27 protein-coding genes are annotated in these 26,543 nt (G+C 65.4%); 7 read left to right on the top strand and 20 right to left on the bottom strand.

Annotation, left to right across the window (positions count from 1 at the left end; all coding sequences use genetic code 11):
* The 7 genes from BM397_RS13765 to ccoN form a co-directional block, all read right to left on the bottom strand.
* Complete coding sequence (locus BM397_RS13765; protein ID WP_092425248.1) at positions 1–474, bottom strand: FixH family protein; 474 nt, start codon at positions 472–474, stop codon at positions 1–3.
* Positions 474–1,907: a cytochrome c oxidase accessory protein CcoG gene (gene ccoG, locus BM397_RS13760; protein ID WP_092425250.1), complete on the bottom strand. Its 1,434-nt coding sequence runs from the start codon at positions 1,905–1,907 to the stop codon at positions 474–476. Before ccoG ends, BM397_RS13765 begins: the two co-directional genes overlap by 1 nt.
* A gap of 90 nt (positions 1,908–1,997) precedes the next feature.
* Positions 1,998–2,876 (bottom strand): LysR family transcriptional regulator, encoded by an 879-nt coding sequence (locus BM397_RS13755; RefSeq protein ID WP_092425252.1) that lies wholly within the window; start codon positions 2,874–2,876, stop codon positions 1,998–2,000.
* Positions 2,877–3,323: 447 nt separating this feature from the next.
* On the bottom strand, positions 3,324–4,211 hold the full coding sequence (gene ccoP / locus BM397_RS13750; RefSeq protein ID WP_092425255.1) for a cytochrome-c oxidase, cbb3-type subunit III: 888 nt from the start codon (positions 4,209–4,211) through the stop codon (positions 3,324–3,326).
* Positions 4,212–4,224: 13 nt separating this feature from the next.
* On the bottom strand, positions 4,225–4,422 hold the full coding sequence (locus tag BM397_RS13745) for a cbb3-type cytochrome c oxidase subunit 3 (protein ID WP_092425257.1): 198 nt from the start codon (positions 4,420–4,422) through the stop codon (positions 4,225–4,227).
* Positions 4,423–4,434: 12 nt separating this feature from the next.
* The gene (ccoO, locus tag BM397_RS13740; RefSeq protein ID WP_092425259.1) at positions 4,435–5,163 is read right to left on the bottom strand and encodes a cytochrome-c oxidase, cbb3-type subunit II; all 729 of its coding nucleotides are present in this window, start codon (positions 5,161–5,163) and stop codon (positions 4,435–4,437) included.
* Between the two features lie 12 nt (positions 5,164–5,175).
* On the bottom strand, positions 5,176–6,789 hold the full coding sequence (gene ccoN / locus BM397_RS13735) for a cytochrome-c oxidase, cbb3-type subunit I (protein ID WP_092425261.1): 1,614 nt from the start codon (positions 6,787–6,789) through the stop codon (positions 5,176–5,178).
* A 205-nt stretch (positions 6,790–6,994) separates the two neighbouring features.
* Here ccoN and BM397_RS13730 point away from each other — a divergent pair, with 205 nt between their 5' ends.
* Together BM397_RS13730 and BM397_RS13725 are read left to right on the top strand one after the other, a co-directional pair.
* A complete protein-coding gene (locus BM397_RS13730; RefSeq protein WP_092425263.1) occupies positions 6,995–7,834 on the top strand; it encodes a universal stress protein in 840 nt (279 codons plus the stop codon).
* A gap of 227 nt (positions 7,835–8,061) precedes the next feature.
* Complete coding sequence (locus tag BM397_RS13725; protein ID WP_245696080.1) at positions 8,062–8,376, top strand: SH3 domain-containing protein; 315 nt, start codon at positions 8,062–8,064, stop codon at positions 8,374–8,376.
* Positions 8,377–8,417: 41 nt separating this feature from the next.
* Here BM397_RS13725 and BM397_RS13720 read toward each other — a convergent pair whose 3' ends face one another.
* Positions 8,418–8,873, bottom strand: a complete 456-nt coding sequence (locus BM397_RS13720; protein WP_092425265.1) for a MarR family winged helix-turn-helix transcriptional regulator — start codon at positions 8,871–8,873, stop codon at positions 8,418–8,420.
* Positions 8,874–8,944: 71 nt separating this feature from the next.
* On the opposite strand from BM397_RS13720, the gene BM397_RS13715 reads away from it, so the two are divergent.
* Positions 8,945–9,295 (top strand): DUF1428 domain-containing protein, encoded by a 351-nt coding sequence (locus BM397_RS13715; protein WP_092425267.1) that lies wholly within the window; start codon positions 8,945–8,947, stop codon positions 9,293–9,295.
* Between the two features lie 28 nt (positions 9,296–9,323).
* Here the strand turns inward: BM397_RS13715 and fnrL are convergent, their stop codons facing one another.
* Positions 9,324–10,070, bottom strand: coding sequence for a transcriptional regulator FnrL (gene fnrL / locus BM397_RS13710; protein WP_092425269.1), 747 nt, complete (start codon positions 10,068–10,070; stop codon positions 9,324–9,326).
* Positions 10,071–10,134: 64 nt separating this feature from the next.
* Between fnrL and hemN the strand changes: the two genes are divergently transcribed.
* Positions 10,135–11,490, top strand: coding sequence for an oxygen-independent coproporphyrinogen III oxidase (gene hemN, locus BM397_RS13705; RefSeq protein ID WP_092425271.1), 1,356 nt, complete (start codon positions 10,135–10,137; stop codon positions 11,488–11,490).
* Positions 11,491–11,537: 47 nt separating this feature from the next.
* Here the strand turns inward: hemN and BM397_RS13700 are convergent, their stop codons facing one another.
* The 7 genes from BM397_RS13700 to BM397_RS13670 all read right to left on the bottom strand — a co-directional run bounded on the left by BM397_RS13700 (position 11,538) and on the right by BM397_RS13670 (position 19,246).
* Entirely contained in the window at positions 11,538–13,133 is a 1,596-nt protein-coding gene (locus tag BM397_RS13700; RefSeq protein ID WP_092425273.1) for an ABC transporter ATP-binding protein, read from the bottom strand.
* Positions 13,130–14,335 (bottom strand): ABC transporter permease, encoded by a 1,206-nt coding sequence (locus BM397_RS13695; RefSeq protein WP_092425275.1) that lies wholly within the window; start codon positions 14,333–14,335, stop codon positions 13,130–13,132. The genes BM397_RS13700 and BM397_RS13695 overlap by 4 nt, the downstream gene beginning before the upstream one ends.
* A 1-nt stretch (position 14,336) precedes the next feature.
* Positions 14,337–15,452 (bottom strand): microcin C ABC transporter permease YejB, encoded by a 1,116-nt coding sequence (locus BM397_RS13690; protein ID WP_092425277.1) that lies wholly within the window; start codon positions 15,450–15,452, stop codon positions 14,337–14,339.
* 1 nt (position 15,453) lies between these two features.
* Complete coding sequence (locus BM397_RS13685) at positions 15,454–17,430, bottom strand: extracellular solute-binding protein (RefSeq protein WP_092425279.1); 1,977 nt, start codon at positions 17,428–17,430, stop codon at positions 15,454–15,456.
* Between the two features lie 175 nt (positions 17,431–17,605).
* Positions 17,606–18,031: a lipocalin-like domain-containing protein gene (locus BM397_RS13680; RefSeq protein ID WP_092425282.1), complete on the bottom strand. Its 426-nt coding sequence runs from the start codon at positions 18,029–18,031 to the stop codon at positions 17,606–17,608.
* Between the two features lie 85 nt (positions 18,032–18,116).
* Complete coding sequence (locus BM397_RS13675; protein ID WP_092425284.1) at positions 18,117–18,572, bottom strand: NUDIX hydrolase; 456 nt, start codon at positions 18,570–18,572, stop codon at positions 18,117–18,119.
* A gap of 164 nt (positions 18,573–18,736) precedes the next feature.
* Positions 18,737–19,246: a c-type cytochrome gene (locus BM397_RS13670; protein ID WP_092425286.1), complete on the bottom strand. Its 510-nt coding sequence runs from the start codon at positions 19,244–19,246 to the stop codon at positions 18,737–18,739.
* Positions 19,247–19,390: 144 nt separating this feature from the next.
* Here BM397_RS13670 and BM397_RS13665 point away from each other — a divergent pair, with 144 nt between their 5' ends.
* A complete protein-coding gene (locus tag BM397_RS13665) occupies positions 19,391–20,224 on the top strand; it encodes a prephenate dehydratase (protein WP_092425289.1) in 834 nt (277 codons plus the stop codon).
* 20 nt (positions 20,225–20,244) lie between these two features.
* Positions 20,245–20,751 (top strand): hypothetical protein, encoded by a 507-nt coding sequence (locus BM397_RS13660; protein ID WP_245696081.1) that lies wholly within the window; start codon positions 20,245–20,247, stop codon positions 20,749–20,751.
* 76 nt (positions 20,752–20,827) lie between these two features.
* On the opposite strand, the gene BM397_RS13655 is transcribed toward BM397_RS13660, so the two are convergent.
* From BM397_RS13655 to BM397_RS13645, 3 genes are read right to left on the bottom strand one after another with little or no spacing between them, the layout of a single operon-like run.
* Positions 20,828–21,574 carry a TadE/TadG family type IV pilus assembly protein gene (locus tag BM397_RS13655; protein ID WP_092425291.1) on the bottom strand — a complete coding sequence of 249 codons (747 nt, stop codon included), beginning with the start codon at positions 21,572–21,574 and terminating at the stop codon, positions 20,828–20,830.
* Positions 21,575–21,585: 11 nt separating this feature from the next.
* Entirely contained in the window at positions 21,586–22,110 is a 525-nt protein-coding gene (locus tag BM397_RS13650) for a TadE/TadG family type IV pilus assembly protein (RefSeq protein WP_245696082.1), read from the bottom strand.
* Positions 22,111–22,118: 8 nt separating this feature from the next.
* Positions 22,119–23,444, bottom strand: coding sequence for a Tad domain-containing protein (locus tag BM397_RS13645; RefSeq protein WP_245696083.1), 1,326 nt, complete (start codon positions 23,442–23,444; stop codon positions 22,119–22,121).
* A 458-nt stretch (positions 23,445–23,902) separates the two neighbouring features.
* On the opposite strand from BM397_RS13645, the gene BM397_RS13640 reads away from it, so the two are divergent.
* On the top strand, positions 23,903–25,339 hold the full coding sequence (locus BM397_RS13640; RefSeq protein ID WP_092425298.1) for a Glu/Leu/Phe/Val family dehydrogenase: 1,437 nt from the start codon (positions 23,903–23,905) through the stop codon (positions 25,337–25,339).
* A gap of 81 nt (positions 25,340–25,420) precedes the next feature.
* Here the strand turns inward: BM397_RS13640 and ribD are convergent, their stop codons facing one another.
* Complete coding sequence (gene ribD, locus BM397_RS13635; RefSeq protein WP_256218756.1) at positions 25,421–26,509, bottom strand: bifunctional diaminohydroxyphosphoribosylaminopyrimidine deaminase/5-amino-6-(5-phosphoribosylamino)uracil reductase RibD; 1,089 nt, start codon at positions 26,507–26,509, stop codon at positions 25,421–25,423.
* Positions 26,510–26,543: the final 34 nt, after the last annotated feature.

Here is a 26,543-nt window from a genome sequence, read left to right as displayed (position 1 = left end):
TCAGCCCCGGACATAGAATTCCAGCCGCTGCTCGAAGAGCGTGCCGTCCTGGGAGCGGGCCTTCACCCAGACGTTCCAATGCCCCGGTGCAAGGTTGTCGGCGGCGACGAACTGGCGACCGTCCCAGAAGAACTCGGGCTCGTGGTCGTCCTTGACGTGAGTCGAGCGGCCGAGTTTGGCAGTCAGCTCGGCGGGCTTCACTGGCTGTCCCCCGGCATCGGTGAAGCGCAGCACAACCGCGCCGTCTCGCGGCTCGGCATGGGCGGTCCAGCGCAGGGCTTCCTGTTCGGCGCGGCGCACATCGAAGGTCTGGCTGGCGACGTAGGAGTTGGGCACCTCGAGACCGGGGAAGGTGGCGATGGCATTGTAGGCCAGCGCGATGTTCACCGCGATGATCACCCCGAAGGCTCCGCCAAAGATGGCCAGCACGTGCCAGCCGGTGAGCTTGCGTCCGCTATCCTGAGCTTCGGTCATCAGTTGTCCCGTCCGTTGAAGATGGTTGCCTTGGCGGCGCGGTCGCCGGTGGTGAGATCCTCGACCCAGATGTGGAACTCAGTGCGTTCGGCCTGGGCTTCGGGGGTGTCCTCCGGGGCGGTTACGTAGACCCTCTGAAGGTGCGTTTCATTGGCGGGGACGTCAACGGTGGTGTCCTCCTCGCCCTCTAGGGTGATCTGCAGGTTGGCATCGTCCGACAGCGAGAGCTGGAAGGGCCGGTCCTCGCCATGCTTGTTGAGCAGCCGCACGTCGTAGGTGTTGCGGATCGAGCCATCTGAGAGCACCACGAAGGTCGGGTTGCGCACCGGCGCGACGCTGAGCTCGATCTCGGGGCGCATCACCAGCGCGATGACGAGGCCGAGGCCGACCAGCGACCAGAGCGCCGTGTAGAGGATGACGCGCGGGCGGAAGATGTGCTTCCAGACCTTGCGCGGTTCGTGACCTTCGCGCTCGCGGGTCTCGTCCGACAGGGCGAGGTAGTCGATCAGCCCGCGCGGCTTGCCGATCTTCTCCATCACGTCGTCGCAGGCATCGATGCAGAGCGCGCAGGTGATGCAGGCGAGCTGCTGGCCGTCGCGGATGTCGATCCCCATCGGGCAGACGTTGACGCAGGCGTTGCAGTCGATGCAGTCGCCGAGCTGCTCGGCGCCCTCGGCCTTGCGGTGCTTGCCGCGCGGCTCGCCGCGCCAGTCGCGGTAACCGACGGTCAGCGTGTCTTCGTCCATCATCGCCGCCTGGATGCGCGGCCAGGGGCAGGCGTAGATACAGATCTGCTCGCGGGCGAAGCCGCCAAAGGCGAAGGTCGTGGCAGTGAGAATGGCGATCGTGGTGTAGGCGACCGGGTGTGCGTTGCCGGTCACCAGATCGACCAGCAGCGTCGGCGCATCGGTGAAATAGAACACCCAGGCACCGCCGGTGGCCAGCGCGATGAGCAGCCAGGCGACCCATTTGGTCACGCGCAGCCGCGCCTTGCGGACATCCCATTTCTTCTGCCGGTGCAGGCGCAGGCGGGCGTTGCGGTCACCCTCGATCCAGCGCTCGACGAGGATGAAGAGGTCGGTCCAGACGGTTTGCGGGCAGGCATAGCCGCACCAGACCCGCCCGAGCGCCGAAGTGAAGAGGAAGAGCCCGAGCCCGGCCATGATCAGCAGACCGGCGACGAAATAGAACTCGTGCGGCCAGATCTCGATGAAGAAGAAAAAGAAGCGGCGGTTCGCCAGGTCCACCAGCACCGCCTGGTCAGGCAGCTGCGGTCCCCGGTCCCAGCGGAGCCACGGGGTGATGTAGTAGATGCCCAGCAGGACGAGCATCAGCACCCATTTGAGGTTGCGGAAATGCCCGCGCACCCGGCGGGGGAAAATCGGCTCGCGCGCCGCGTAAAGCGAGGGCGCGCCTGGTTGGGTATCGGACACCGCACGTACTCCGGTTCGAATCTGCCTGTGCCGCCCGTTCTGACGCCGCGGCGCGCCCCGAACTTTGACATGCATCAATAAGCATATCTTTCACTTAGCTTTTGCGGCCTCACGTCGCAGCCAGGTGGTGAACAGCCGGAGCGGGGCGCGCATGACGCCAGGGCGGGTAACCAGATAGTAGCCCTTCTTGCGGGAATCCTCGAACAATAGCCGCAGGCGGCCCGCAGCGATGTCGTCCTCTGCGAAGACGCGGGCGGTGATCGCAATGCCATGGCCCTGCCGCGCCGCCTCGAGCATCAGGTTGCCGGGCAGAGAGCTCACGCCCTGCCGTGCGTCGTGATCGATGCCGAACTGGGCGAACCACTCGGTGGCCTCGTTGGTGCCGAGCTCCTGCAGCCAGTGAAACGCCTGCAGGTCGGCCGGGTCGCTGTAGTCGCGGGTGCCGACAAGCCGGGGCGAGCCGACGAGCGCGATCGGCGACTCGACCAGAAGCTCGGAGTCGAGCCCGGGCCAACGACCGGAGCCGAAGCGCAGCGCCACGTCGACGCCGCCCGGCTCCAGCGGCGCGAGCTTCGCCGAGGGGTCGATCATCAGGCTGATCTCGGGGTGAGCTTCGCGGAAGCGCGCCAGCCGGGGCATCAGCCAGGACGAGGCGAAGCTCGGCGTGGTGGTGATCGTCAGGGGGCGGTCCGCCTCGGCGCCGGTCAGCGCCTCGAGTTCCTGCGAGATACGGCCGAAGCCCTCGGCCAGCGCCTGGGCCAGCCGTGCGCCTTCTTCGGTGAGCGCCATGGATCGCCGCGAGCGGTCCAGCAAGCTGATCCCGACGTGCGATTCGAGATTGCGTATCTGCTGGCTGATCGCCGCGTGGCTGACGTTGAGTGCTGCCCCCGCTCGTTGGACCGAACCGGTCTCGGCGTAGGCGGCAAAAGCCCTTAGCGCAGGGAGGGGTGGGAGAGAGGTCCAATTCATTATGTCAATCAATCTTACATGTCAGAATTCTTCCTGACTGGCTGGAATCTGCAGTTGGGTCAATACTGGCAGGGCGAAATGGAGGCTACAGGAGGTCAAAAGTGCTTGGAATATATGCAAAAACTTTCATGACTGCGACCCGGACAGATATGGCGCCCGAGAATCCGCACTCAGCAAACGTAACACATGATACAACTCCCGATGCGCAAAATGCGCCCCGGGAAAGCGACGATCGTCGCCGGGGAATTGCTTGGATGATCGGCGGAAATTGGGCGCGTGCCAAGGGCAGAAATGCGCCAACAGCCCCTTGCGAGGGCTGATGGACGTGAAACGTCTGCTTTCGCGGCTTCTGAAAGAAACGTCGGCACCCCTGGAAACGCGCGAACAGGAGGGGGTGCCGACGTCTTGCCCCCGAGCCGGTAGGCTCGGAGGTATGGCTTTGCGGCCTTACTCGGAGGCTTCGCCGCCGCCGAGACCATGCACGTAGGTGGCCACGGCGCGGATCTCGGCTTCCGACAGGCGCGTGTTCCAATTCGGCATGACGCCGAAACGGGCGTTGGTGACGGTCTCGTGGATCGTCGCGTAGTCGCCGCCATAGAGCCAGATTGCGTCGGTCAGGTTGGGCGCGCCCTGGAAGCGGTCGCCGGTGCCATCCTCGGCGTGGCAGGCCGCGCAATTGTCGGCAAAGACCGTGGCGCCTTCCTCGACAAGTGCAGGATCCTGCGGCTCTTCGCCCGAGAGCGTCATGACAAAGTTGCTGACCGCGGCGATCTGCTCGCGCTCCAGCAGCCCGTCGCGCCCGAAGGCGGGCATCTCGGAGTAGCGCGCATCGGGATCGTCCTCGTTGCGGATGCCGTGGGTGATCGTGGTGTGGATATCCTCGATCGAGCCCCCCCAAAGCCAGTCGTCGTCGAGCAGGTTGGGATAGCCCTTGGCCCCCGCCGCGCCCGAGCCGTGGCATTGCGCGCACCAGGTGCGGAAGACCGCGGCCCCGGCGTTCTGCGCGTAGCCGTTGAGCTCGGGATCACCGGCAATCGAGGTCAGCTCGACCGAGGCCAGCTGCTCGTTGATCGGGGCGAGCTTGGCTTCCTGCGCCGAGATCTCCTCGGCGACGGCGCCGCGGGTGGACCAGCCGAGCAGGCCCGCAGTGGCCGAACGCACGCCCGGCCAGGCAGGGTAGGCGATGGTATAGCCGACGCCCCAGATGATGGTGGCGTAGAAGACCATCAGCCACCAGCGCGGCAGCGGCTTGTTGTACTCCTCGATCCCGTCCCAGGAATGGCCCGTGGTCTCGTAGTCGAGATCGTCTCTCTTGGTGTCTTTCTTGTCGCTCATGATCCTCGCCTCCTCACTTCTGGGCGGGTGCTTCGGGCGCGCGCGCAGCGGCCGGAGCGGTGTCGTTGCGGAGCGGGATGCTTGCGGCGTCGTCGTGGCTTCGCTTGGCTCCGGGGCGGAAGATCCAGAGGATCATCCCCACGAAGAACAGGAACATCGCCAGCAGACCCCAGCTGTCCGCGAAGTGGCGCAGGGCGGAATAGGTGTCCATTTCGTCCTCTCCTCAGCGGCTGGCGTCGGGCGTGAAGGTCGAGAAATCGACCAGCGTGCCGAGCATCTGCAGGTAGGCCACCAGCGCATCCATTTCGGAGATGCCCGGTTCACCGTCGAAGTTGCGCACGCTGACCTTCTCGCCGTAGCGCTCGAGCAGCCCGTCGTAGTCGAGATCGGGGTTCGACTGCACCCGGAAGTCGGCCGAGGCGTTCTCGACCATCTCGTCGGTGTAGGGCACGCCGACCATGCGGTGCGTGGCCAGCAGGTCTTCCATGTGCTCGCCGTCGATCAGCTTGGCCGAGAGGAACCCGTATTTCGGCATCACCGATTCAGGCACCACCGATTGCGGGTTGGTCAGGTGATCCACGTGCCACTCGTCCGAGTAGCGGCCGCCGACGCGGGCGAGGTCGGGCCCCGTCCGCTTCGAACCCCATTGGAACGGGTGGTCGTACTGCGACTCCGCCGCGAGGCTGTAGTGGCCATAGCGCTCCACCTCGTCGCGCATTGGGCGGATCATCTGGCTGTGGCAGACGTAGCAGCCCTCGCGGATGTAGATGTCGCGCCCGGCGAGCTCCAGCGGGGTGTAGGGGCGCATGCCCTCCACGTCCTCGATGGTGTTTTCCAGGTAGAACAGCGGCACGATCTGCACCAGACCGCCGATGGTCACCACCAGGAAGGCAAAGAGAGCCAGCAGGGTGACGTTCTTCTCAAGGATCCCGTGTTTGTCGAGAATGCTCATCTTCGGCCCTCCTTATTCGGCCGGAGTGGCATGCGCCGTGGCGGTCTCGGCTTCGACAGCCGGAGCCCGTTTCACGGTCATCCACAGGTTGTAGCACATGATGATTGCGCCGGAGATGTAGAGCAGGCCGCCAAGCGCGCGCACCACGTACATCGGGAACTTGGCGGACACGGTGTCGGCGAAGCTGTTGACGAGGAAGCCGTTGGCATCCACCTCGCGCCACATCAGGCCTTCCATGATGCCCGTGACCCACATCGAGGCGGCGTAGAGCACGATGCCGATGGTGGCGAGCCAGAAGTGCCAGCTGACGAGGCTGAGGCTGTAGAGACGCTCACGGTTCCACAGTTTCGGCGTCAGGAAGTAGAGCGCGCCGAAGGTGATCATGCCGTTCCAGCCGAGTGCGCCGGAGTGCACGTGGCCGATGGTCCAGTCGGTGTAGTGCGACAGCGAGTTCACCGCGCGGATCGACATCATCGGGCCTTCGAAGGTCGACATGCCGTAGAAGCCGATGGAGATCACCAGCATGCGCATGATGGGATCGGTGCGCAGCTTGTCCCAGGCCCCCGAGAGGGTCATCAGGCCGTTGATCATGCCGCCCCAGCTGGGCATCCACAGGATGATCGAGAACACCATGCCGAGGGTCGAGGCCCAGTCGGGCAGGGCGGTGTAATGCAGGTGGTGCGGACCGGCCCAGATGTAGATGAAGATCAGCGCCCAGAAGTGCACGATCGACAGCTTGTACGAAAACACCGGACGCTCGGCTTGCTTGGGCACGAAGTAGTACATCATGCCGAGGAAGCCGGCGGTGAGGAAGAAGCCCACGGCATTGTGGCCGTACCACCATTGCGTCATCGCGTCCTGCACGCCCGAGAACACCTGCACCGACTTGGAGCCCCAGATCGACACGGGGATGCTCAGGTTGTTGAAGATGTGCAGCATGGCGACGGTGATGATGAAGCTCAGGTAGAACCAGTTCGCCACGTAGATGTGCGGTTCCTTGCGCTTGATGATCGTGCCGACGAAGACCAGCAGGTAGGCGACCCAGACGACGGTCAGCAGCCAGTCGACGTACCATTCGGGCTCGGCGTATTCCTTGGACTGGGTGGCGCCCAGCAGGTAGCCGGTCGCGGCCAGAACGATGAACAGCTGGTAGCCCCAGAACACCCACCAGGCGAGGTTGCCGCCCCAGAGGCGCGTCGCCGAGGTGCGCTGGACCACGTAGAACGACGTGCAGATCAGCGCGTTGCCGCCGAAGGCAAAGATCACCGCCGAGGTGTGCAGCGGCCGCAGCCGTCCGAAGTTCGCGTAGCCTTCGGCCCATTCGAAGTTGAGCGCCGGGAAGGCCAGCTGGGTGGCGATGAACACGCCGACCGCGAAGCCGACCACGCCCCAGAAGGCGGTTGCAATCACGCCGGCGCGCACCACGTCATCCATGTAGGAGAGTTCGCGTACCTTGGGGGGCACCGGCTCGTCGGTGTTGCGGAGGGTCCAGAGGAACAGACCCGCCGTGATGAGGAAGATGGTCAACGCATTGACCATGTAAGCCACGTCTCGTGCGTAGTTGGCGGCGATCAGCGCAAAGAGCGCGACACCCGCCAGCACGATGAGCTTGATATAATTCAGCATCGTTCGTCCCTTCGTCTGACTCGCACGATTCGTTGACCGCGCGAGCGGTTCTGACTGACGGGGTTGTGAAGTGAATGCCCCCGACCAACCTTGATCTGAATCAAGGCTTTGACTGCGAAGTCTTGCGTTAAGTCATTCTAAGGGTTGCCCTTCGGGCGTAATGTGCCGGTGTCGGGCCCTCCCGGACAATACCATGGAGATTGCTATGGGCTACAAATCATTACTCACGGTTGTGACGGACGAGGCTTTCCTCGACTCGACCATCGACCATGCCGCCGCTGTTGCGGCCTGCTGGGACGCCCATCTCGATGTGCTCGGCTTCGGTGTCGACCGCACCCAGACCGGCTATTACTATGCCGGGGCGGATGCGATCATCCTGCAGGAGACGCTTGATCGCGCCTCCAAGGATGCCAGCGTGCTGGCGGCTGCTGCCAAGGAGCGTCTGAACCGCTTCGAACTGCGCTGGTCGGTCGAGGAGGGTGTCGCCCAGCTTGCCGATATCGGCCGCCACGTGGCGGGGCGCGCGCGCTTTGCCGACATGGTGGTGTTGCCCAAGCCCTACGGTCCCGATCGCGGCGTCGAGCTCGAGCCGATCGTCGAGGGCGCGCTCTTCGAGGGGCAGGCGCCCGTGCTGGTGGTGCCGCGTGCCTCCGATCCGTCGAGCAAGCCCAAGCGCGTGGTGCTGGCCTGGAACGAGAGCGCCGAGGCGCTGCGCTCGGTCCGCGCGGCCATGCCGATCCTCAAGGAGGCGGATGCGGTGCACGTCGTGGTCATTGACCCGCCGCAGCACGGGCCGAACCGGTCGGACCCCGGCGGGATGCTGTCGCAATACCTGTCGCGCCACGGGGTGAGCGCCGAGATCGACGTGCTGACCAAGACCATGCCGCGCATTTCCGACATCCTGAACCGCCACGTGCAGGACGTGAATGGCGACATGATCGTCATGGGCGCATATGGCCATTCCCGCTTCCGCGAGGCGATCCTTGGGGGCGCGACGCGGAACATGCTGGAACTGGCAGAGGTACCGGTTTTCCTCGCGCATTGAGGCTTGGGAGAAGAGGCTTCTGCCGAGAGACCGGAGAGGCGGCGTCAGCCGTCCGGGGGCGGGCCTGCGGGCCCGCCCTTGCTTTGTCCGCCCTCCGCCGATCGCGCTGTTGTGCCGGTGCCGCGCAGGGTCTTTCGCCCCCGGGCGGGGGGCATCGAGCCGTTCCTTTCACGGGCCGGGGACGGTAGGTTGGCGGCCGAGGCAAAAAGAACGAGCAGGAGATTCCAATGCACGCAGCAATCGCGACCGCGATGACCAGGGGCGCGGCAGCGCTCGCCCTCGCGGCAACACTGGGCGGATGTGCCGCCAATACGGAATGGGGCGGGCGGTTTGAGGTCTACGGCGTCGACGAGGGCGACATGCTCAAGCTGCGCGGCGGACCGGGTACCGGCTTCGACGTGATTGTCGGCCTGCCGAACGGCACCGTTCTGCGGGTCTACGAGTGCACCCAGACCGGTGGCACACGCTGGTGCGAAGCAGCCCTCGACCGGGCGCCGGAGACGACGGGCTACGTGTCCTGGGCGTACCTCAGGGAACTCTGACCCCACGAGGCAATTCTGACCCCCCGAAGCCGGGCGATCTCTCAGAGCTCGCCCAGCTTCATCAGCGCAGCCTTGAGCGTCTCGAGGTCCATGCCGTCGAGCGCCGCCTCCACCGCGTCGTGTTCGCGCCGCCAGATCGGCATCGCCTCGTGCAGGATCGCGTGTCCCCGCGGGGACAGGCGCAGCCGCTTGCCGCGCTTGTCCTCGGCATCGGCGGCGCTCTCGACCAGCCCGCGCCGCTCCAGCACCTTCAGCGCGGCGGTCAGCGTGGTGCGGTCCATGGCGAGGAAGGGCGCGAGGTCGGAGATGCGCGGCGGCTCGGGACGGTTCAGCGACATCAGGATGGAGAACTGCCCGTTGGTCAGCCCCACGGGCTTCAGCGCGATGTCGAAACGCCGCCCCAAGGCGCGCGCCCCGCGCTGCGCGCGGAAGCACAAGCAGCGGTCGCGCACCTCGAGGGTGACTTCACGGGGCAGGGCAGGCGTCGTCTCGCTCATGCGCTCTCGGTCATGTTGATATCAACTTAATTATGCGCCTATGCTGCCCGGGAGCAACAGGGAGATGTCTCATGACACATGTTTGGGGGTTTCTGACGCCAGTGCCGCAGGAAAACAAGGCGGCCTACGTCGAGTCCGCCCGGAAATCCTGGGAGCTGTTCAAGGAATACGGCGCCCTGTCGATGCACGAATGCTGGGAGGCCGAGGTGCCCGAGGGCAAGGTGACCTCCTTTCCCATGGCCGTGAAGCGCGAGGAAGGGGAGGCCGTGGTCTTCAGCTGGATGCTCTGGCCGGACAAGGAGACCGCGGACCGCTGCGGCGCGTCCTTCGAGACCGACGCGCGCTGGAAGGAGATGATGGACATGCCCTTCGACGGCAAGCGGATGATCTACGGCAGTTTCGATCCGGTCTTCGAGGCCTGATCCGGGGCGCAAACGAACGCGCGGGCGGTCAGGCGAAGACGCCGCCGTCCGCGTCGTCGCCGGCTTCCTCGAGCAGGCGGCCCATGTCGGGAATGGTGACGTGGCGCTTGCCCTCGAGCTCGATCACCCCGTCCTTGCGCAGGGCCGACACCTGACGGCTCACCGTTTCCAGTGTCAGCCCGAGGTAATCGGCCATGGCCTCGCGGGTCAGCGGCAGGTCGAAGGTGAGACGGTCGCCGACGTCGCGCTGGTTGATCGAGGCATCACGGCGAGCGATGATCGACAGCAGCGACGCGATCTTCTCGCGCGCGGTCTTGCGGCCCAGCACCAGCATCCATTCGCGGGCGGCGTCGAGCTCGTCGAGGGTCATTTCGAGCAGCCGCTGCGCGATGTGCGGGGTGCGCACCATCATCTCCTCGAAGGGAGCCTTGCGGAAGCAGCACATCACCAGATCGGTCGTGGCGACCACGTCATAGGCCGCGCTGGAACGCCCGGGGCGGCCGACGAAATCCGACGGCAGCAAGAGGCCGACCATCTGCGTGCGCCCGTCCTCCATGGTCTGCGTCAGCGTGGCGATGCCGGAGACCACCGAGCCGACGAATTCCATCCGGTCACCGGACCAGATTACCGTCTGCCCGGCCTCGAACTTGCGGTAGTACTTGATCTCTTCCAGCCGCTCGAGCTCGTCGGTCTCGCAGCGGGCGCAGACCGCACGGTGCCGAATCGGGCACTCGCTGCAGTCCGGGGATACTGAGAGGCTCTTTTCGTTCAGCATTGCGCTTCCAAATCTTGATCTGCGTCAAAGTCTTGTCGCGGAAATTTTTTGTAAGCGTACGCGTATGATTACGCGAACACAACTCTCCCGACTCGGTCTCTTCGACGCTAAGGTCCCGCGTTATACGAGCTATCCGACGGCGCCGCATTTCTCGGGCGATGTCACCCCGGGTGATTTCGCCCGGTGGATCGAAGCCGTGCCGGAAAATGGCACGGTCTCGCTCTACCTGCACGTGCCTTTCTGTCGCAGGCTCTGCTGGTTCTGCGCCTGCCGTACGCAAGGCACCGCCACGCTGGGCCCGGTGGAGAGCTACGTCGAGACGCTGAAGGCCGAGCTCGACCTGCTGAAACAGCACCTCCCGCGCGGGGTGAAACTGTCGCGGCTGCACTGGGGTGGGGGTACGCCGACGCTGCTGACGCCGGACCTCATGAAGGCGTTGATCGACAAGGTGGCCGAGGTGGCGGACTTCGCGCCGAACGCCGAGTTCTCGGTCGAGATCGACCCCAACGAGATCGACGGCGCGCGGCTCGACGTGCTGGCCGCGGGCGGCATGAACCGCGCCTCGATCGGGGTGCAGGACTTCGATCTGGAAATCCAGCAGACCATCGGCCGCGAACAGAGTTACGATGTGACCCGGACGGCGATCGAGATGATCCGCGAGCGGGGCGTGGCGAGCCTCAACGCCGACATCCTCTTTGGCCTGCCGCACCAGTCCAAGGCGCGGATCACCGAGACGGTGCAGAAGCTTCTGTCGCTGGGGCCGGACCGGGTGGCGCTCTACGGCTATGCCCACGTGCCCTGGATGGCCAAGCGCCAGCAGATGATCCCCTCGGATGCGCTGCCCACGCCGGACGAACGGCTGGAGCTGTTCGAGACCGCGCGGCGGCTCTTTGCCTGGGACGGCTACGCCGAGATCGGCATCGACCATTTTGCCGTGCCGGAGGATGGGCTGGCGATCGCGCAGAAGACCGGCAAGCTGCGGCGCAATTTCCAGGGCTACACCGACGACACCTCCGAGGTGCTGATCGGGGTGGGGGCCTCGTCGATCTCGCGCTTCCCGCAGGGCTTCGCGCAGAACGCGCCGGCCACCTCGGCGCATGTGGCCGCGATCCGCGAGGGTCGCTTCTCTACCGCGCGCGGGCATACCTTCCGGGGCGAGGACAAGCTGCGCTCGCGGATGATCGAGATGCTGATGTGCGACTTCCGCATCCGCTCGGCGGAACTGGTGCGCGACTTCGGCGCGCGCGAGGCCGAACTGGTGGCGATGTACCGCGCCGCCAACGAGCGTTTCGAGGGGCTGCTGGAGATCACCGAGGACGGGCTTTTCGTGCCGGTGGAGGCGCGGCCGCTGACCCGCATCGTGGCGCGCGCCTTCGACGCCTACGACCTGTCGAAAGCCGGGCACAGCTCGGCGATCTGAGGCATGGGCGGCCCGGGGTCGGTCACCCCGGGCAAGCTATGGCTCGCTCAGCCTGCCAGCTCGAAGGCCGCGGCAAAGAGTTTCTGCGTGTAATCGGTCTTGGGCGCGGCGAAGATCTCATCCGCGTCGCCCATTTCCACTACGTCACCCTGCTTCATCACGATGACCTTGTGGCTCATCGCGCGCACCACCTTCAGATCGTGGCTGATGAAGAGGTAGGCGAGGTCGTACTTGCGCTGCAGGTCGCGCAGCAGCTCGACGATCTGCACCTGCACCGTCATGTCGAGCGCCGAGGTTGGCTCGTCCAGCACCACCAGCTTGGGCCGCAGCACCATGGCGCGGGCGATGGCGATGCGCTGGCGCTGGCCGCCGGAGAATTCATGCGGGTAGCGGTGCATCGTGGCCGGGTCGAGACCCACCTCGGTCATGATCTCGGCCACCACTTCTTTCGCCGCGCGCCCGTCGGGCGAGCCATGCACGCCCAGACCCTCTGCGATGATCTGCTCGCAGGTCATCCGTGGGCTGAGCGAGCCGAAGGGGTCCTGAAAGACGATCTGCATCTCCGAGCGCAGCTTGCGCAGCTGGCGGGTCGAGAGGTCGCGCACGTCGCGCCCGTCGAAGGTGATGCCGCCCTGTGATTGGATCAGCCGCATGATCGCCAGCGCCAGCGTCGTCTTGCCCGAGCCGGATTCGCCGACGATGCCCACGGTCTCGCCCGCGCGCACCGAGAAGGACGCGTCGTTGACCGCCTTCACGTAGCCGACGGTCTTTTTCAGAAAACCCTTCTGGATGGGGAACCAGATCTTCAGGTTGTCTGCCCGTGCAACTTCCTTCGCGCCCGCCTCGATGGGGCGGGGAGTGCCGGTGCTCTCGGCCGAGATCAGTTTCAGTGTGTAGGGGTGCTGCGGGTTGGCGAAAAGCTCGGCGGTAGGGCCGTGCTCGACGATCTCGCCATCCTTCATCACGCAGACCCGGTCGGCGAACTTGCGCACGATGTTGAGGTCATGGGTGATGAACAGCAGGCTCATGTTCTCTTGCTGCTTGAGCTCCGCCAGCAACTCGAGGATCTGCGCCTGGATGGTCACGTCGAGCGCCGTGGTCGGCTCGTCGGCGATCAGCAGCTCGGGACCGTTGGCCAGCGCCATGGCGATCATCACCCGCTGCCGCTGCCCGCCGGAAAGCTGGTGCGGATAGGCGGAAAGGCGGCTTTCTGGGTCGCGGATGCCAACCTTGTTCAAGAGGTCGAGGATGCGCGCGCGGGCCTTGTCGCCGGTCAGCCCCTGGTGCAGCGCGAGGCTTTCGCCCAGCTGCTTTTCCAGCGTGTGCAGCGGGTTGAGCGAGGTCATCGGCTCCTGGAAGATGAAGCTGATGTCGTTGCCGCGCACCTTGCGCAGCCGCTTGAGGTCGGCGCCGATCATCTCCTGATCGTTGTAGCGCACCGATCCCTCGACATGTGCCGCGTCCCCAAGCAGCGAAACGGTCGAGAGCGCGGTGACCGACTTGCCGGACCCGGACTCGCCGACCAGCGCCACGGTCTCGCCGCGCGGGATGTCGAAGCTCACGCCCTTCACGGCAAGGCTGCGCTTGCCGTCCTGGGTGAAGCTGACCTTCAGGTCGCGGACCTCGAGGATATTGGCGCTCATGAGAAGGTCTTTCTGGGGTCGAACGCGTCGCGCACGCCTTCGAAGATGAAGACCAGCAGCGACAGCATCAGGGCGAAGACGGTGAAGGCGGTGAACGCCAGCCACGGTGCCTGCAGGTTCTGCTTGGCCTGCAGCGTCAGCTCGCCAAGCGAGGGCGCCGAGGAGGGCAGGCCGAAGCCGAGGAAGTCGAGCCCCGCGAGGGTGCTGATCGTACCGGTGACGATGAAGGGCAGCATGGTCAGCGTCGCCACCATGGCGTTGGGCAGCATGTGACGGAACATGATGGTCCAGTTGCTGACCCCAAGCGCCTTGGCGGCACGTACGTACTCGAGGTTGCGCGCGCGCAGAAACTCGGCGCGCACCACGCCCACCAGTGCGGTCCAGCCGAAGAGTACCGTGAGGAACACCAGCAGCCAGAAACTACGGCCTAGGATCGCGAAGAGGATGATGATCACGTAGAGCGACGGGGTGGCCGACCATATCTCGATCAACCGCTGGAAGATCAGGTCAAGCCAGCCGCCGAAGAAGCCCTGCAGCGCCCCCGCGACGACCCCGATGATCGACGAGACCACAGTCACCACAAGGGTGAAGAGGATCGAGAGGCGGAAACCGTAGATCACCCGCGCCAGCACGTCGCGCTTGGTGTCGTCGGTGCCGAGCCAGTTCTGCCCGTTCGGGGGCAGGGGGGCCGCGCCGGGGCGGTCGACGGGCGTGTTGAAGCTATAGGGGATGGGCGGCCAGATGGTCCAACCCTTGGCGAAGTCACCCTCGGGGGTGCCGCCCGCGTCCACCGTCTCGATCAGCCCCTCTGGGTCGTCGAAACATTCCTCCAGCCCGCCGGTGCGGATCAGGCACTGCACCTCTGGGTCGCGGTAGGCGGCCTCGGTGCGGAAGTCACCGCCAAAGGCGGTTTCCGGGTAGAAGTTGAAGATCGGCATCCGCAGCTCGCCGCGGTAGCTGACGAGGATCGGCTTGTCGTTGGCGAGGAACTCGGCAAACAGCGACAGGCCGAAGAGCAGCAGGAAGAGCCACAGCGACCAGAAGGCTCGGCGGTTGCGCTTGAAGTTGCGCCAGCGCCGCTGGTTCAGCGGCGACAGGGCAAAGCGTCCGGGTTTGGGCTGCGGGACGACGGGAATGCCGGGTTCCGGCTGCGGGCGCAGCGGGGCGGACTCTTCAATGCGGGGATCGGGCTCGTAGCTCATCTCAGCCCTCCCGCTTCTCGAAGTCGATGCGCGGATCGACCAGAACGTACATCATGTCCGAGATGATCCCGACGACGAGGCCGATGAGGCCGAAGATGAAGAGCGTGCCGAAGATCACCGGGTAGTCGCGCGCCACCGCCGCCTCGAAGCCGAGGCGCCCGAGCCCGTCGAGCGAGAAGATCGTCTCGATGATCAGGCTCCCCGAGAAGAAGACGCCGATGAACACCGCCGGGAAGCCGGCGATGACGATCAGCATAGCGTTGCGGAAGACGTGGCCGTAGAGAACGCGGCTCTCGGTCAGCCCCTTGGCGCGGGCGGTCATCACGTAGTGCTTCTTGATCTCGTCGAGGAAGGAGTTCTTGGTCAGCAGCGTCAGCGTGGCAAAGGCCGAAATCGTCGAGGCGATCACCGGCAGCGCGATGTGCCAGAAATAGTCGGCGATCCGCATCGGCCAGCTCAGCGCCTCCCAGTTGTCGGAGGTCAGCCCGCGCAGCGGGAAGATCTGCCAGAACGAGCCGCCAGCGAAGAGCACCAGCAGCAGGATGGCGAAGAGGAAGCCGGGGATGGCATAGGCGACGATGATCACTCCAGAGGTCCAGGTGTCGAAGGACGAGCCGTCCTTCACCGCCTTGCGGATGCCAAGCGGGATCGAGACGATATAGGCGATGATCGTGGACCAGAGGCCGAGCGAGATCGACACCGGCATCTTCTCCAGAACGAGGTCGATCACCGAGATCGAGCGGAAGTAGCTCTCGCCGAAATCGAGCCGCATGTAGTTCCACATCATCCCGAGGAAGCGCTCGAGCGGCGGCTTGTCGAAGCCGAACTCCTTCTCAAGGCTCTCGATGAACTCGGGCGGCAGGCCGCGGGCACCGACGTATTTCTCGTTTCCGCCGCCGCCGCCCATGCCGGCGCCGACGTTGTCCATCCCGGCACCGGGGGCATTGCCGCCGCCGCCGGAGAAGCCGCCGAAAACGTCTCCCTGGCCCTCGATCTGGGCGATGATCTGCTCGATGGGTCCGCCGGGCACGAACTGCACCAGCGCGAAGTTGATGATCATGATCCCCAGCAGCGTGGGGATGATGAGCAGCAGTCTGCGGAGAATGTAGGCTCCCATATTACTTCAGCACGCCGGCCTCTTTGAGGGCCTTCTCCTTGTCGGGGTTCACCCACCACAGGCTGAGGTAGCCCAGATCGTAGGGCGGGATGGTCTCGGGATGTTCGTACATGTCGTAATAGGCAACCCAGTAGTCTGCGATATAGCCGTCGGGAACGATGAAGAACTCGTAGCGCAGCGCGCGGTCGAGCGCCATCAGTGCCACGTCGGTTTCGTCCTGGCTGGTGGCCTCGAAGCTGGCGGCGATGATCGCGTCAACCAGCGGGCTGGCCAGCCCGGCAGGGTTGAAGAGCGAGAATTCGGCCTCGCGCGAGCCGTACATCTGGCTGAGCCCGCCGCCGGTGGACAGGAAGGCGCCATAGCGGCTGGAGTAGATCATGTCGTAGTCGCGCTCGCGCTGGCGCAGCGTGTACTGCGAGGGATCGACCTTCTCGTAGCTGGCATCGACGCCGATGGCGCGCAGGTTCTGCACGTAGGTCTCGTGCATCGACTCGACGCTGGCCTCGATGTTGCTGGGGATGATCATGTGCAGCTTGAGCGTCTCGCCCGCTTCGTTGCGCGCGATGCCGTCGTCACCCACGGTCCAGCCTGCCTCCTGCAGCAGCGCGCCCGCAGCACGCCGGGTACGGCGGTTGATCAGCTCGGCGGGATCGCTTTCATGCATGGTCCAGACGTCGGTGGTGTAGAGGTCCTCCGGCACCACGTCGCCCAGCGACTTCAGGAACTCCAGCTCGGAGCCCTCGGGCAGGCCCTTGGCCTCGATCGGCGTGCCTTCGACGAAGGACGAGCGCGGGCTGTAGAGCCCGTAGCGCAGGCTCTCGTTGCTCCATTCGAAGTTGAAGGCGAGGGCAATCGCCTCGCGCACCTTCTTGTCCTGCAGCTGCGGCTTGGCGAGGTTGAAGACGAAGCCGGTGGGATTGGGCGGGCTGCCGTCGGCGATCTCTTCCTTCTTCACCGTGCCCTGCTGGATGCGGGGGAAGTCGTAGGACGTCGCCCAGAGCTTCGGATCGCTTTCAACGCGGAAGGTGTACTCGCCGGCCTTGAACGCCTCGAAGGACGCGGTCTGATCGGAGAAATACTCGATGCGGATGGTGCCGTAGTTGTGCCGGCCCTTGTTGAAGGGCACGTCGCGGCCCCAGTAGTCGTCGCGCAGCTTGTAGACGATGCGGCGGTTCACCTCGTAGCTGTCGAGCTTGTAGGGACCGGAACCGACGGCGACTTCCATGCGCGGCTCGTCGAGGCGGCGGTTCTCGGGGTCCTCGTCGAACCAGGCCTTCTCGAAGACCGGGGTGGAGCCGACGGTCTCGATGCGCGATCGCTTGGTCAGCTCGGTATTGAAGGTGAATTTCACCGTGTGCTCGTCCAGCGCCTCGGCGCTGGTGACCATCTCGCCGACGGCGGCGGCATAGGAGGGCAGGCCCTGGGTGACGAAGAGCTTGTGCGAGAAGACCACGTCTTCGGCGGTGACCGGGTTGCCGTCCCAGAAGGTGGCCTCGGGACGGATGTGGAAGATCACCCAGGACTTGTCCTCGGGGTATTCGAGGCTCTCGGCAAGGATGCCGTAGTACTGGCCGACGGAATCCTCGGTGCTCTCGATCAGGCTGTCGTATTGCAGCGTGGTCAGCGCGCCGGAGCGGCCCTTGCGCGAGTAGGGGTTGAGGCTGTCGAAGGTGCCAGAGGCCCCCAGCACGATCTCGCCACCCTTCGGCGCGTCGGGGTTGGCGAAGTCGAAATGGTCGAAATCTGCGGGGTAATCGAGCTCGCCGAAGTAGGAATAGCCGTGCGAGGTGATGATCTGCTGATCCTGCGCCTCTTCGGTGGCGGCGGCCTCGGTGGTGGCCGGGGCGCTGTCCTGGGCCCATCCAGCCTGGGCGGCGAGGGCGATCCCCAGCGCTGTCAGCGCGCCGAAAAGGGGTCGGAAAGCAATCGGATCGAGGCTGCGAATGGCGGCCGCGGCAGGGCGCGTCGTCCGGATCATGTGGTCTCCCCTCAGGTTGTCGGCTTGAGCTCTGCCGTTTCATGTAAGCTAAGGTCCGGCCGTGACGACATTCAAGCCGAACTTGCTGGAGATTGCGTGAGCGCCCGCGATTTCGGCGCGAGGGCGCTCGCCATGGCACAGCGGTGGGGGAGGGCCGCCGACCGGGGTCGCCGGATCAGACCCGGGTGAATTCCATCCGGTAGATCACCTCTTCGCCGGTCGCAGGGTCTATGCCCGGGGCGCCGCTGATCACCAGGCGGTCGCCCTCGAGCGTGAAGGGCCGGGACAATGCGCCGCCCCACTTGGGGTTCCACGATCCGTCGACCTCGTGCACGACCCGGTTCCCCTCGAGCCGATAGGTGGCGACATAGGCGAGCATGTCGTCGAAGAGCCGGGCCTTCTCGGCCTCTGTCCAGGGCGCGTCCGAGGCGGGCAGCCGGTCGCGGCGGAAGACGCTGGCCATCATCCGCCCGTCGCGGTGGTAGGCGATGTAGCCGATTGGGTCGGGGCCGAGCGCGTCGGTGGTCTTGCCCGTTTCGACCGAGGTCCGGGTCCAGGCGTCCATGCGCCAGCTTCCGATAAGCTCTTCGGCGGTGGCCATCTCGTCCTCCTGCGGCGGGCCGCCCCAGCATGGCCTTCGGACCCCTGCGGCACCAAGCGAATTCTGCGCCCGCCGCTGCGGTCGGTCAGCGCGCTTTCAGCAGATGGGCCTTCAGGCCGTCCGGGTAGAGACGCGGTCGATCAGGCAGGTCCAAGGTCTCGAGCGCAAACCACTCGGCAAAGCACGTGGTGCCATTGTCCTCCTGGAAGGCGATGCGGGTTTCGCCGGCAAAAGCGGCCGCCGGGAAGGAGACATCGAAGATCGCGAGAACCTCGTGCCCAAGCTGACCCTCGTGAGTGTAGATGTTCTCGATCATGACCGGGGGGCCCAGCACTTCGACCGTGATGCCGAGTTCCTCGCGGAACTCGCGAATGACGGCGGCCTCTGCCGTCTCGCCGAATTCGACAGAACCTCCCAGAGGGCGAACACCCTTCACCCGCCCGGCGTCATCCAGAACTTCGGCCGCAAGAAGCTTGCCGTCGCGCCAGTGAAGTCCAAGGGCTTTGAAGCGAATTTCGGGAGCCGGACGCCAGGGTGTCATCGTCGCAGGCTATTTGGCGGGAGCACTTCGCACAATGGGGGCACGCAACCTGCGCATTGCAAGTCTGGGCATCATCTTCCCACCCCGCACCACGCAATGAAAAAGGCCACGGCGCGGTGCCGTGGCCTTGGAAATTCTTGCAGAATTCGTGTCGCGCGTGGCGATCAGCCGCCGAGCGAGTCGAGGTAGGCGATCAGGTTCACGCGGTCCTCTGCCTTCTTCAGGCCGGCGAAGGACATCGCGGTTCCGGGGGCCACGCCCTTCGGGTCCTCGAGGAAGTGGAACAGGTTCTCGGGGGTCCAGACCTCGCCGACCTGCTCAAGCGCGCCGGAGTAGGAGAAGCCGTCAACGGCGTCGATGTTGCGCCCGACCACACCGTCAAGATGCGGGCCGGTGGCGTTGCTGCCGTCGACCTTGTGGCAGGCGCGGCACTTGCCGAAGACCTTCTCGCCCTTGCCAGCATCCGCCGAGGCCATGAGCGTCGCGAAGTCGACTTCTGCTTCTTCTTCGCCGCCGCCGCTTTCTTCGACTTCGATCACATAGGAAGCGACTTCCTCACCGTGGCTGCCGCCGACGTGGTAGAGGCCCTCGCCGACCCAGCCACCGAGCAGGTAGATCAGAAAGGCGCCGCAGAGGCCGCCCACAACTTTGGTCAAGGTCATGGTATCAAACATGTGTCGCGTGTCCTCCCCAGGTCGGGCGTCGAAAGATAACCGTCGCTCAGTGGTCTACGGCTTCCCTTGGCCTCTGGCAAGGTATACTAGCCGCGACCAAATGCCCACAAGCTGCAAGTGTTTCCAAAACGACGCGAGACTGACATGACCAACCGCATTGCCTTCCAGGGAGAGCTTGGCGCCTATTCGCACCAGGCCTGCCGTGACGCCCGTCCGGACATGGAGGCACTGCCGTGCCGTACGTTTGAAGACGCGATCGAGGCGGTCAGGGGCGGTGAGGCCGAGCTGGCCATGCTGCCGGTCGAGAACTCCACCTACGGGCGGGTCGCGGACATCCATTCCCTGCTGCCGCATTCGGGGCTGCACATCATCGACGAGGCCTTCGTCCGGGTGCACATCAACCTGCTGGCGCTGCCCGGCGTGCCGCTGGAGAAGATCGAGCAGGCGATGACCCACACGGTGCTGCTGGGCCAGTGCCGCAAGTTCCTGAGCGAGCACGGCATCAAGCGGCTCACCGGTGCCGACACCGCCGGCTCGGCGCGGCAGGTGGCCGAGATGGGCAAGCCCGAGATCGCCGCGCTGGCCTCGGAACTGGCGGGCGAGATCTACGGGCTCGACGTGCTGGCGCGCCACATCGAGGACCAGGGCAATAACACCACGCGTTTCCTCGTCATGTCGCCGGAGGCGAATCATGAGCGCCGCGGCGACCACGGCATGATGACCACCTTCGTGTTCCAGGTGCGCAACATTCCGGCCGCGCTCTACAAGGCGATGGGCGGCTTCGCCACCAATGGCGTCAACATGACCAAGCTGGAAAGCTACATGGTCGGCGGCTCCTTCACCGCGACGCAGTTCTACGCCGACATCGAGGGCCATCCCGAGGACCCGGCGGTCAAGCGCGCGCTGGAGGAACTCGACTATTTCACCGAATATCTCGAGATCCTCGGGGTCTATCCGCGCGATCCGCGCCGCGACTGATCCGGGGCAGGGGAGGAACCATGAACGACATGACGGACGACAAGATTCTGGCACGGGCCTCGGCCACCGGGCCGCGGCGGGTGATCGGCGTCGGCACGATGGGGGGGCTGGGGCTGCTGCTGCTCTGGCTGGCGGTGATGCAGCCGCCGGCGAACCCGCTCTGGCTGGTGTTCCTCATCGTGCTCGGCGTCGCGGCGCTCTGGGTGGCGCAGCACATGTGGCGCGTGACCTCGCGGGAGCTGCTGCTGACGGACGAGGCGCTTACCGACAGCTCGGGCGCGGTGGTCGCGCGCATCGCTGATGTGGTGAAGGTGGATCGCGGTGCCTTTGCGCTGAAGCCCTCGAATGGCTTCGCGCTGATGCTGAAGGAGCCGGGCAAGCGGGCCTGGTATCCGGGCCTCTGGTGGCGCACCGGTCGGCGGGTGGCCGTGGGCGGGGTGACCGCTGCGCGCGACACCAAGCCGATGGCCGACATCATCTCGGTGCTGGTCATGCGCCGCGACGGTACGCTGCCACCGGAAGAGTGACCCTCGCAAGGTCCGAAAACGCAAAGGCCGCAGCATTGCTGCGGCCTTTGTCTTTTTCCCCAGGCGGGTGCCGGGATCAGCTGTCGTCCCAGCTCGGCTCGTTGTTGTAGGAGCCGTCGGTGTTGTCGCAATCGGTCGCGTTCTCGGCGTTGTTGTTGCACAGCGAGTTTCCGGGGGCATCCTGGTCGCCGTTGCCCCAGCCGTTATTGCCGCTGGTGCTGGAGGCATAGAGCAGCTGCGGCGCGTAGCGCGGTTGCGTGAAGCTGTAGGTCTTGATCGGGAAGGCGTTGAGGCCGACGCGGAACAGCGGGAAATAGTCGTCCCAGGTCTCCACCAGGATCACCTGCGCGGCATCGGCCAGCACCGGCAGGCGGTCGCGCATCCCTGCCAGGTCGCTATCGGTGAGCGGGTCGGGATCGCCGCGGACGACCGACCATTCGACCGAATACTTGTCGTTTTTGTCTTTGTAGCTGACCACGGTGATGCGCAGATCGGTGGGGTAGAGCTCCCCCTCGGAGAAACCCGCATCATCGGCGCCTTCCTCGTACAGATCATCATTGGTCCGCGTGAAGAGTTTCAGCAGCTTGTAGGAGTTGTCGATATAGGTGTCGTCGATCTCATCGGTCTCGCGCGAGAGGGCGTCTCCGATAACGTAGTTCGCCTTCTGGTTCACCGAGGCTTCGCGGAAGACATCGAAGTAGACCCAGCAGGCGGCGAAGATCAGCACGAGGATGGGCATCACGATCATCGCTTCGAGCGTGACGCTGCCCTCGGTGTCGCGGGCGAAACGGGGCAGGCGCATTTTGCGGTTCTCTCTGGTCATCTCCCGTCTCCTCACATCGGCTCGTGCACGAAGGCCGAGGTGGCCACCAGCGCGGTGTAGCCCATCTCGTCCTTGGCCATGGAGGCGGCAACCAGGCCGCCGGGGGTGACCGGGCGATACTTGTAGCAGGCACGCAGCAGCATGGTCTCGTGCTGGCCGCCGTTCACGAAGTTGCGCATCGGGGTCACCGCGAGATTGGTGTCGACGCAATCGGTGCTCTTTTCCGGGGCGACCCAGTCGCGCATGTCGAGACCGACCATCTCGAGCTGCAGGGTGTCGACGCAGCTGCCGAGGATCGTTGCGCGATCGCAGATCATCTCCTTGAGCTGGTCCGCGGTATAGAGCGTGCCGGTGCCGATCTTGACCTCGCGCACGGTCTGGTCGAGCGCACGGTCCAGAACGGTTTGCCGCATGGTGGTGGTTCCGGCCTCGACGCTGGCGATCAGCAGACCCACGAACAGGGGCGTCCAGAGTGCGAAGGGAACGATCATCGAGCCGTCTTCGTCACGGCCGAAACGCCGCAGGGCGGTTTTCATGGAGCCGATCATTGGGTCAGCCTCAGCTGGTTGAGGGTATGGGCGATGGTCGAGAAGGCTTCGGAGATCTCCGTGCCCTCGACGCGGAAGAAGTGCGATGGCGAAGAGGCGCAGCTTTCCATCACGTCGGCACCATGGTCCTCGACTTCGAAGCCGATGGACCAGATGACGATCCCCTTGGCCTTGGCGGCATCGCAGATGTTGTCCAGCAGCGTGTCGCCGGTGGTGGCGTCGTACTTCTGGTAGTAGAAGTTCCCGCGCTTGTTCTGGTCGACGTATTTATACAGGTAGTACCAGAGGTTGTACTTGTTCCACTGGGCGTATTCCGAATCCGAGTTGTAGTAGCCGTCGCGGATGCGGAATGACCGGTCATGCTGGCCGTCGGTCATCAGCACCACGGTCTTCAGCACGTCCTCGTCGTCGTAATCCACCGGGCGCCCCTCGAAGACCGAGGAGACAACGCCGTCGGAGATCAGACCGCTGGCGATGTCGCGCGTCGATGGGTCAAGCAACGCCGTGCCCCATTTCATCCCGAGGAAGATCGAGGTGCCGGCGCGCGGCGTCAGCTTGTTGATTTGCTTCTTGAGCGCCGAAGCGTCCTGGCTGAACGGGGCGATGCGCTCGTAGTCGTACCGCGGGCAGACCGTATCCGTCAGGGTGTTGTGGCCCGAATAGTTCCACTGGAAGTGCTGCATCTGCTCGTAGGTGATCGAGGTGTCGAGCTCGGTCGAGCTGAACACCGAGTTCGGCATCTCGAGGCAGTGCGAGAAGCCGTGCTTCCAGTTCACCGGCAAGTAGTTGAGGATGTCGGGCCCGGCGTTGACCTGCTCGGAATAGGGCACAAGCGACACCGAGACGAGGTCCTCACTGCCGTCGGCCAGCACCGTGTCCACGAAATTGTTCGCGGCGGCCTTCAGGTTGTCCATCTTGCTGTTGTTCTGCATCGAGCCGGAAATATCGACGACCAGAGACACTTCGACCTTGTTGAACCGCTCGGTAGCCTGGGCATGGCCCGCGGCCTGGGTCGTCTCGACGCCAAGCAGCCCGATGAAGTTCGAGGGCATTTCCACTTGGCCGTCGGCGGTCACGGTGCGGTAATTGAGACCCTCGTCGATGGTCGAATCCACCAACGCGTCGCCGAGGCCCATCTTGATCATGTAGTCGGCGACCACCTCCGAGGGTTCCAGCGTCTGGTCGAGGTCCGCCGCGGCGAGCACCGCGCGGTCGAGGGTGTTCTGGATCTTGGTCCTGTTCAGTTCGGCAAAAACCATGTCCACGCCGATACCGCCGAAGACCATCATCACCAAAGAGGAGACCAGCGCGAAGTAGGACATACTGCCCTGTTCGTCACGGAGGAACGCATCGCTACCGCGCATCAGCGCCGTCAGCGAGGTCCTGCTCCGTGCGGAAAATCCGCGCCGGTAAGCAGACTGCTTTTCCATGCTCTCGATACCCTTTTCCTGACCACTGCAACCGCAGGGCCCTCAAGACTCACCACACTACGAGGGAAACTATTCCCATCCATAATGGCTAAAATGCGGCTTTTATCGCGGCGAAAGTGGGACTTAGGGTCATGCCATGGGGACAATGCGGGGCCCGTCTCGTGTCCTGTGCCGGGCTGGGAACAATCCGTTGCCCAGCGGTTAGCAAACGGTTTCGTCGCACGGGGTTTTCCGTCAGAAATGGGAGGCGGCCCGCTGCCGCGCCTCCGGTCGATCCGGCTCGGCGGCAGCGGACGGCGTTCCGTGCCCCGCGCGGACAGGCAGCGTGAGCTTGGTCAGGAGGAGAACCGATGAACGTGCTACCATCCAACGAACCGACATTCCGCCAGAGCGTGGATCTGATGTTCAACCGCGCCGTGGCGCTGATGGACCTGCCGCCCGGACTGGAAGAGAAGATCCGCGTCTGCAACGCCACCTACACCGTGCGCTTCGGGGTCCGGCTGCGCGGCAAGATCGAGACCTTTACCGGCTATCGCTCGGTGCACTCCGAGCACATGGAGCCGGTGAAGGGCGGCATCCGCTATGCCGTGGCGGTGAACCAGGACGAGGTCGAGGCGCTGGCGGCGCTGATGACCTACAAATGCGCGCTGGTCGAGGCACCCTTCGGCGGCTCCAAGGGCGGGCTGCGGATCGATCCGACGCAATACGAGGAACATGAACTCGAGCTGATCACCCGCCGCTTCGCCTATGAGCTGTGCAAGCGTGACCTGATCCACCCCAGCCAGAACGTGCCCGCGCCCGACATGGGCACCGGCGAGCGCGAGATGGCCTGGATCGCCGACCAATACGCGCGGATGAACACCACCGACATCAACTCGCGCGCCTGCGTCACCGGCAAGCCGCTCAACGCCGGCGGCATCGCCGGCCGGGTCGAGGCCACGGGGCGCGGCGTGCAATACGCCCTGCGCGAATTCTTCCGCCACCCCGAGGACGTGGCCGCGGCGGGGCTGTCCGGCGGACTCGCGGGCAAGCGGGTGATTGTGCAGGGGCTCGGCAATGTGGGCTACCACGCCGCCCGCTTCCTGTCGGAGGAGGACGGCGCGCTGATCACCGGCATCATCGAGCGCGACGGCGCGCTCTACGATCCCAAGGGGCTGGACGTCGAGGCGGTGAAGGACTGGATGATGCGCCACGGCGGGCTGGCGGACTATCCAGATGCCACCCATACTCGCGACGGCGGGGCCGTGCTCACCGAGGAGTGCGACATCCTCGTTCCGGCCGCGCTGGAAGGCGTGATCAACCTGACCAACGCCCACAACGTCAAGGCAAAGCTGATCATCGAGGCCGCCAACGGGCCTATCACCGCCGGGGCCGACGACATCCTGCGGGCGCGCGGCACGGTGATCATCCCCGATCTCTTCGCCAACGCGGGGGGCGTCACCGTGTCCTACTTCGAGTGGGTGAAGAACCTCAGCCACATCCGCTTCGGCCGCATGCAGAGGCGGCAGGAAGAGGCGCGACACCAGTTGGTGGTGGATGAGCTGGCGCGGCTCGATGCGGCGCTCGGCGACACCTGGAACCTCGACCCGGCCTTCAAGGCGCGCTACCTGCGCGGCGCCGACGAGCTGGAACTGGTGCGCTCGGGCCTCGACGACACCATGCGCACCGCCTACCAGTCGATGCGCGAGATCTGGCATGGGCGCGACGACGTCACCGATCTCCGCACCGCCGGTTTCATCGTGGCAATCGACCGGGTGTCGAAGAGCTACAAGGCGAAGGGGCTCTGAAGGCGCGGCCTGCCGCCGCCGCTTCATTGTTCCACAAATACGCCGGGGAGCCGGGGGCAGCGCCCCCGGTTCTTCGCGCCGTCAGCGCAGCCAGCGGTGCATCACGTCATTGCCGAGCGTGCGGGTCTCCACCAGCCTGAAGCGCGGCGCCTCGGTCAGCGTGTCGACGCCCATGGCCCCGACGCCGGGCCGCCCCTCCGCGCCGAGTGCGAGGCCCGCGGTAAAGCCGACCAGTTCGTCCACCAGATCGGCGGCGAGCAACGAGGCGGCGAGCTGTCCGCCGCCCTCGCAGAACACCCGCGTCAGCCCCTGGCTGCCGAGCGCCGCAAGCAGCGCGCCGGGGTCGAGACGCCCTGCTGTCACGCGGCTCTGGATCAGGGTCGCCCCGCAGCTCTGCCACGCCCGGCGGGTGGCCGTGGCGGCATCCGAGCCATGCACGATCCAGACCGGCACCTCGCGCGCGGTCGAGGCAAGGCGGCTCATCAGCGGCACGTCGATCAGCCGGGAGGCGATCACCCGCACCGGCTGGTGCACATGGCCCCTGCCGCGCACGGTCAGCTCCGGATCGTCGGCCCGAGCGGTACCGGCGCCGACCATCACCGCATCATGGCAGGCGCGCAGCCCGTGCACCGCGCGGCGCGCCTCGGGGCCGGTGATCCACTTGCTCTCACCGGTGGCGGTGGCAATGCGCCCGTCGAAACTGCTCGCCAGCTTCAGCGTCACCCGGGGACGGCCTTCTTCGGTCTTCATAAGGAACCCGGCGTGGTCCTGCATTGCCTCCTCGGCACAGGGGCCGGTGGTCACCTCAATGCCGGCTCTGCGCAGCATCTCGAAGCCCTGGCCGGCGACCCGCGGGTCGCTGTCGGCAATGGGGGCGACCACGCGCGCCACACCGGCCTGGATCAGGGCCGTGGCGCAGGGCGGGGTCTTGCCGGTATGGGCGCAGGGCTCGAGCGTGACGTAGGCGGTGGCGCCGCGCGCCTGCGCGCCGGCATCGGCCAGTGCCACGACCTCGGCGTGCGGACGGCCGCCGGGCTGGGTCCAGCCGCGGCCGACGATGCGGCCATCCTTCACCAGTACGCAGCCCACGGCGGGGTTGGGCCAGCAGTTGCCCATGCCCCGGCGCCCGAGGCGCAGGGCATGGGCCATGTGGCGGACGTCATCCTTCACGCGAACTTGCTCCCCGTGTTGCGTCCGTGGGCGC

Source organism: Alloyangia pacifica, assembly GCF_900116195.1.
Classification (GTDB): domain Bacteria; phylum Pseudomonadota; class Alphaproteobacteria; order Rhodobacterales; family Rhodobacteraceae; genus Salipiger; species Salipiger pacificus.
Note: the sequence above shows the minus strand (reverse complement) of the source record. Positions and strands in the feature narration are given on the sequence as shown.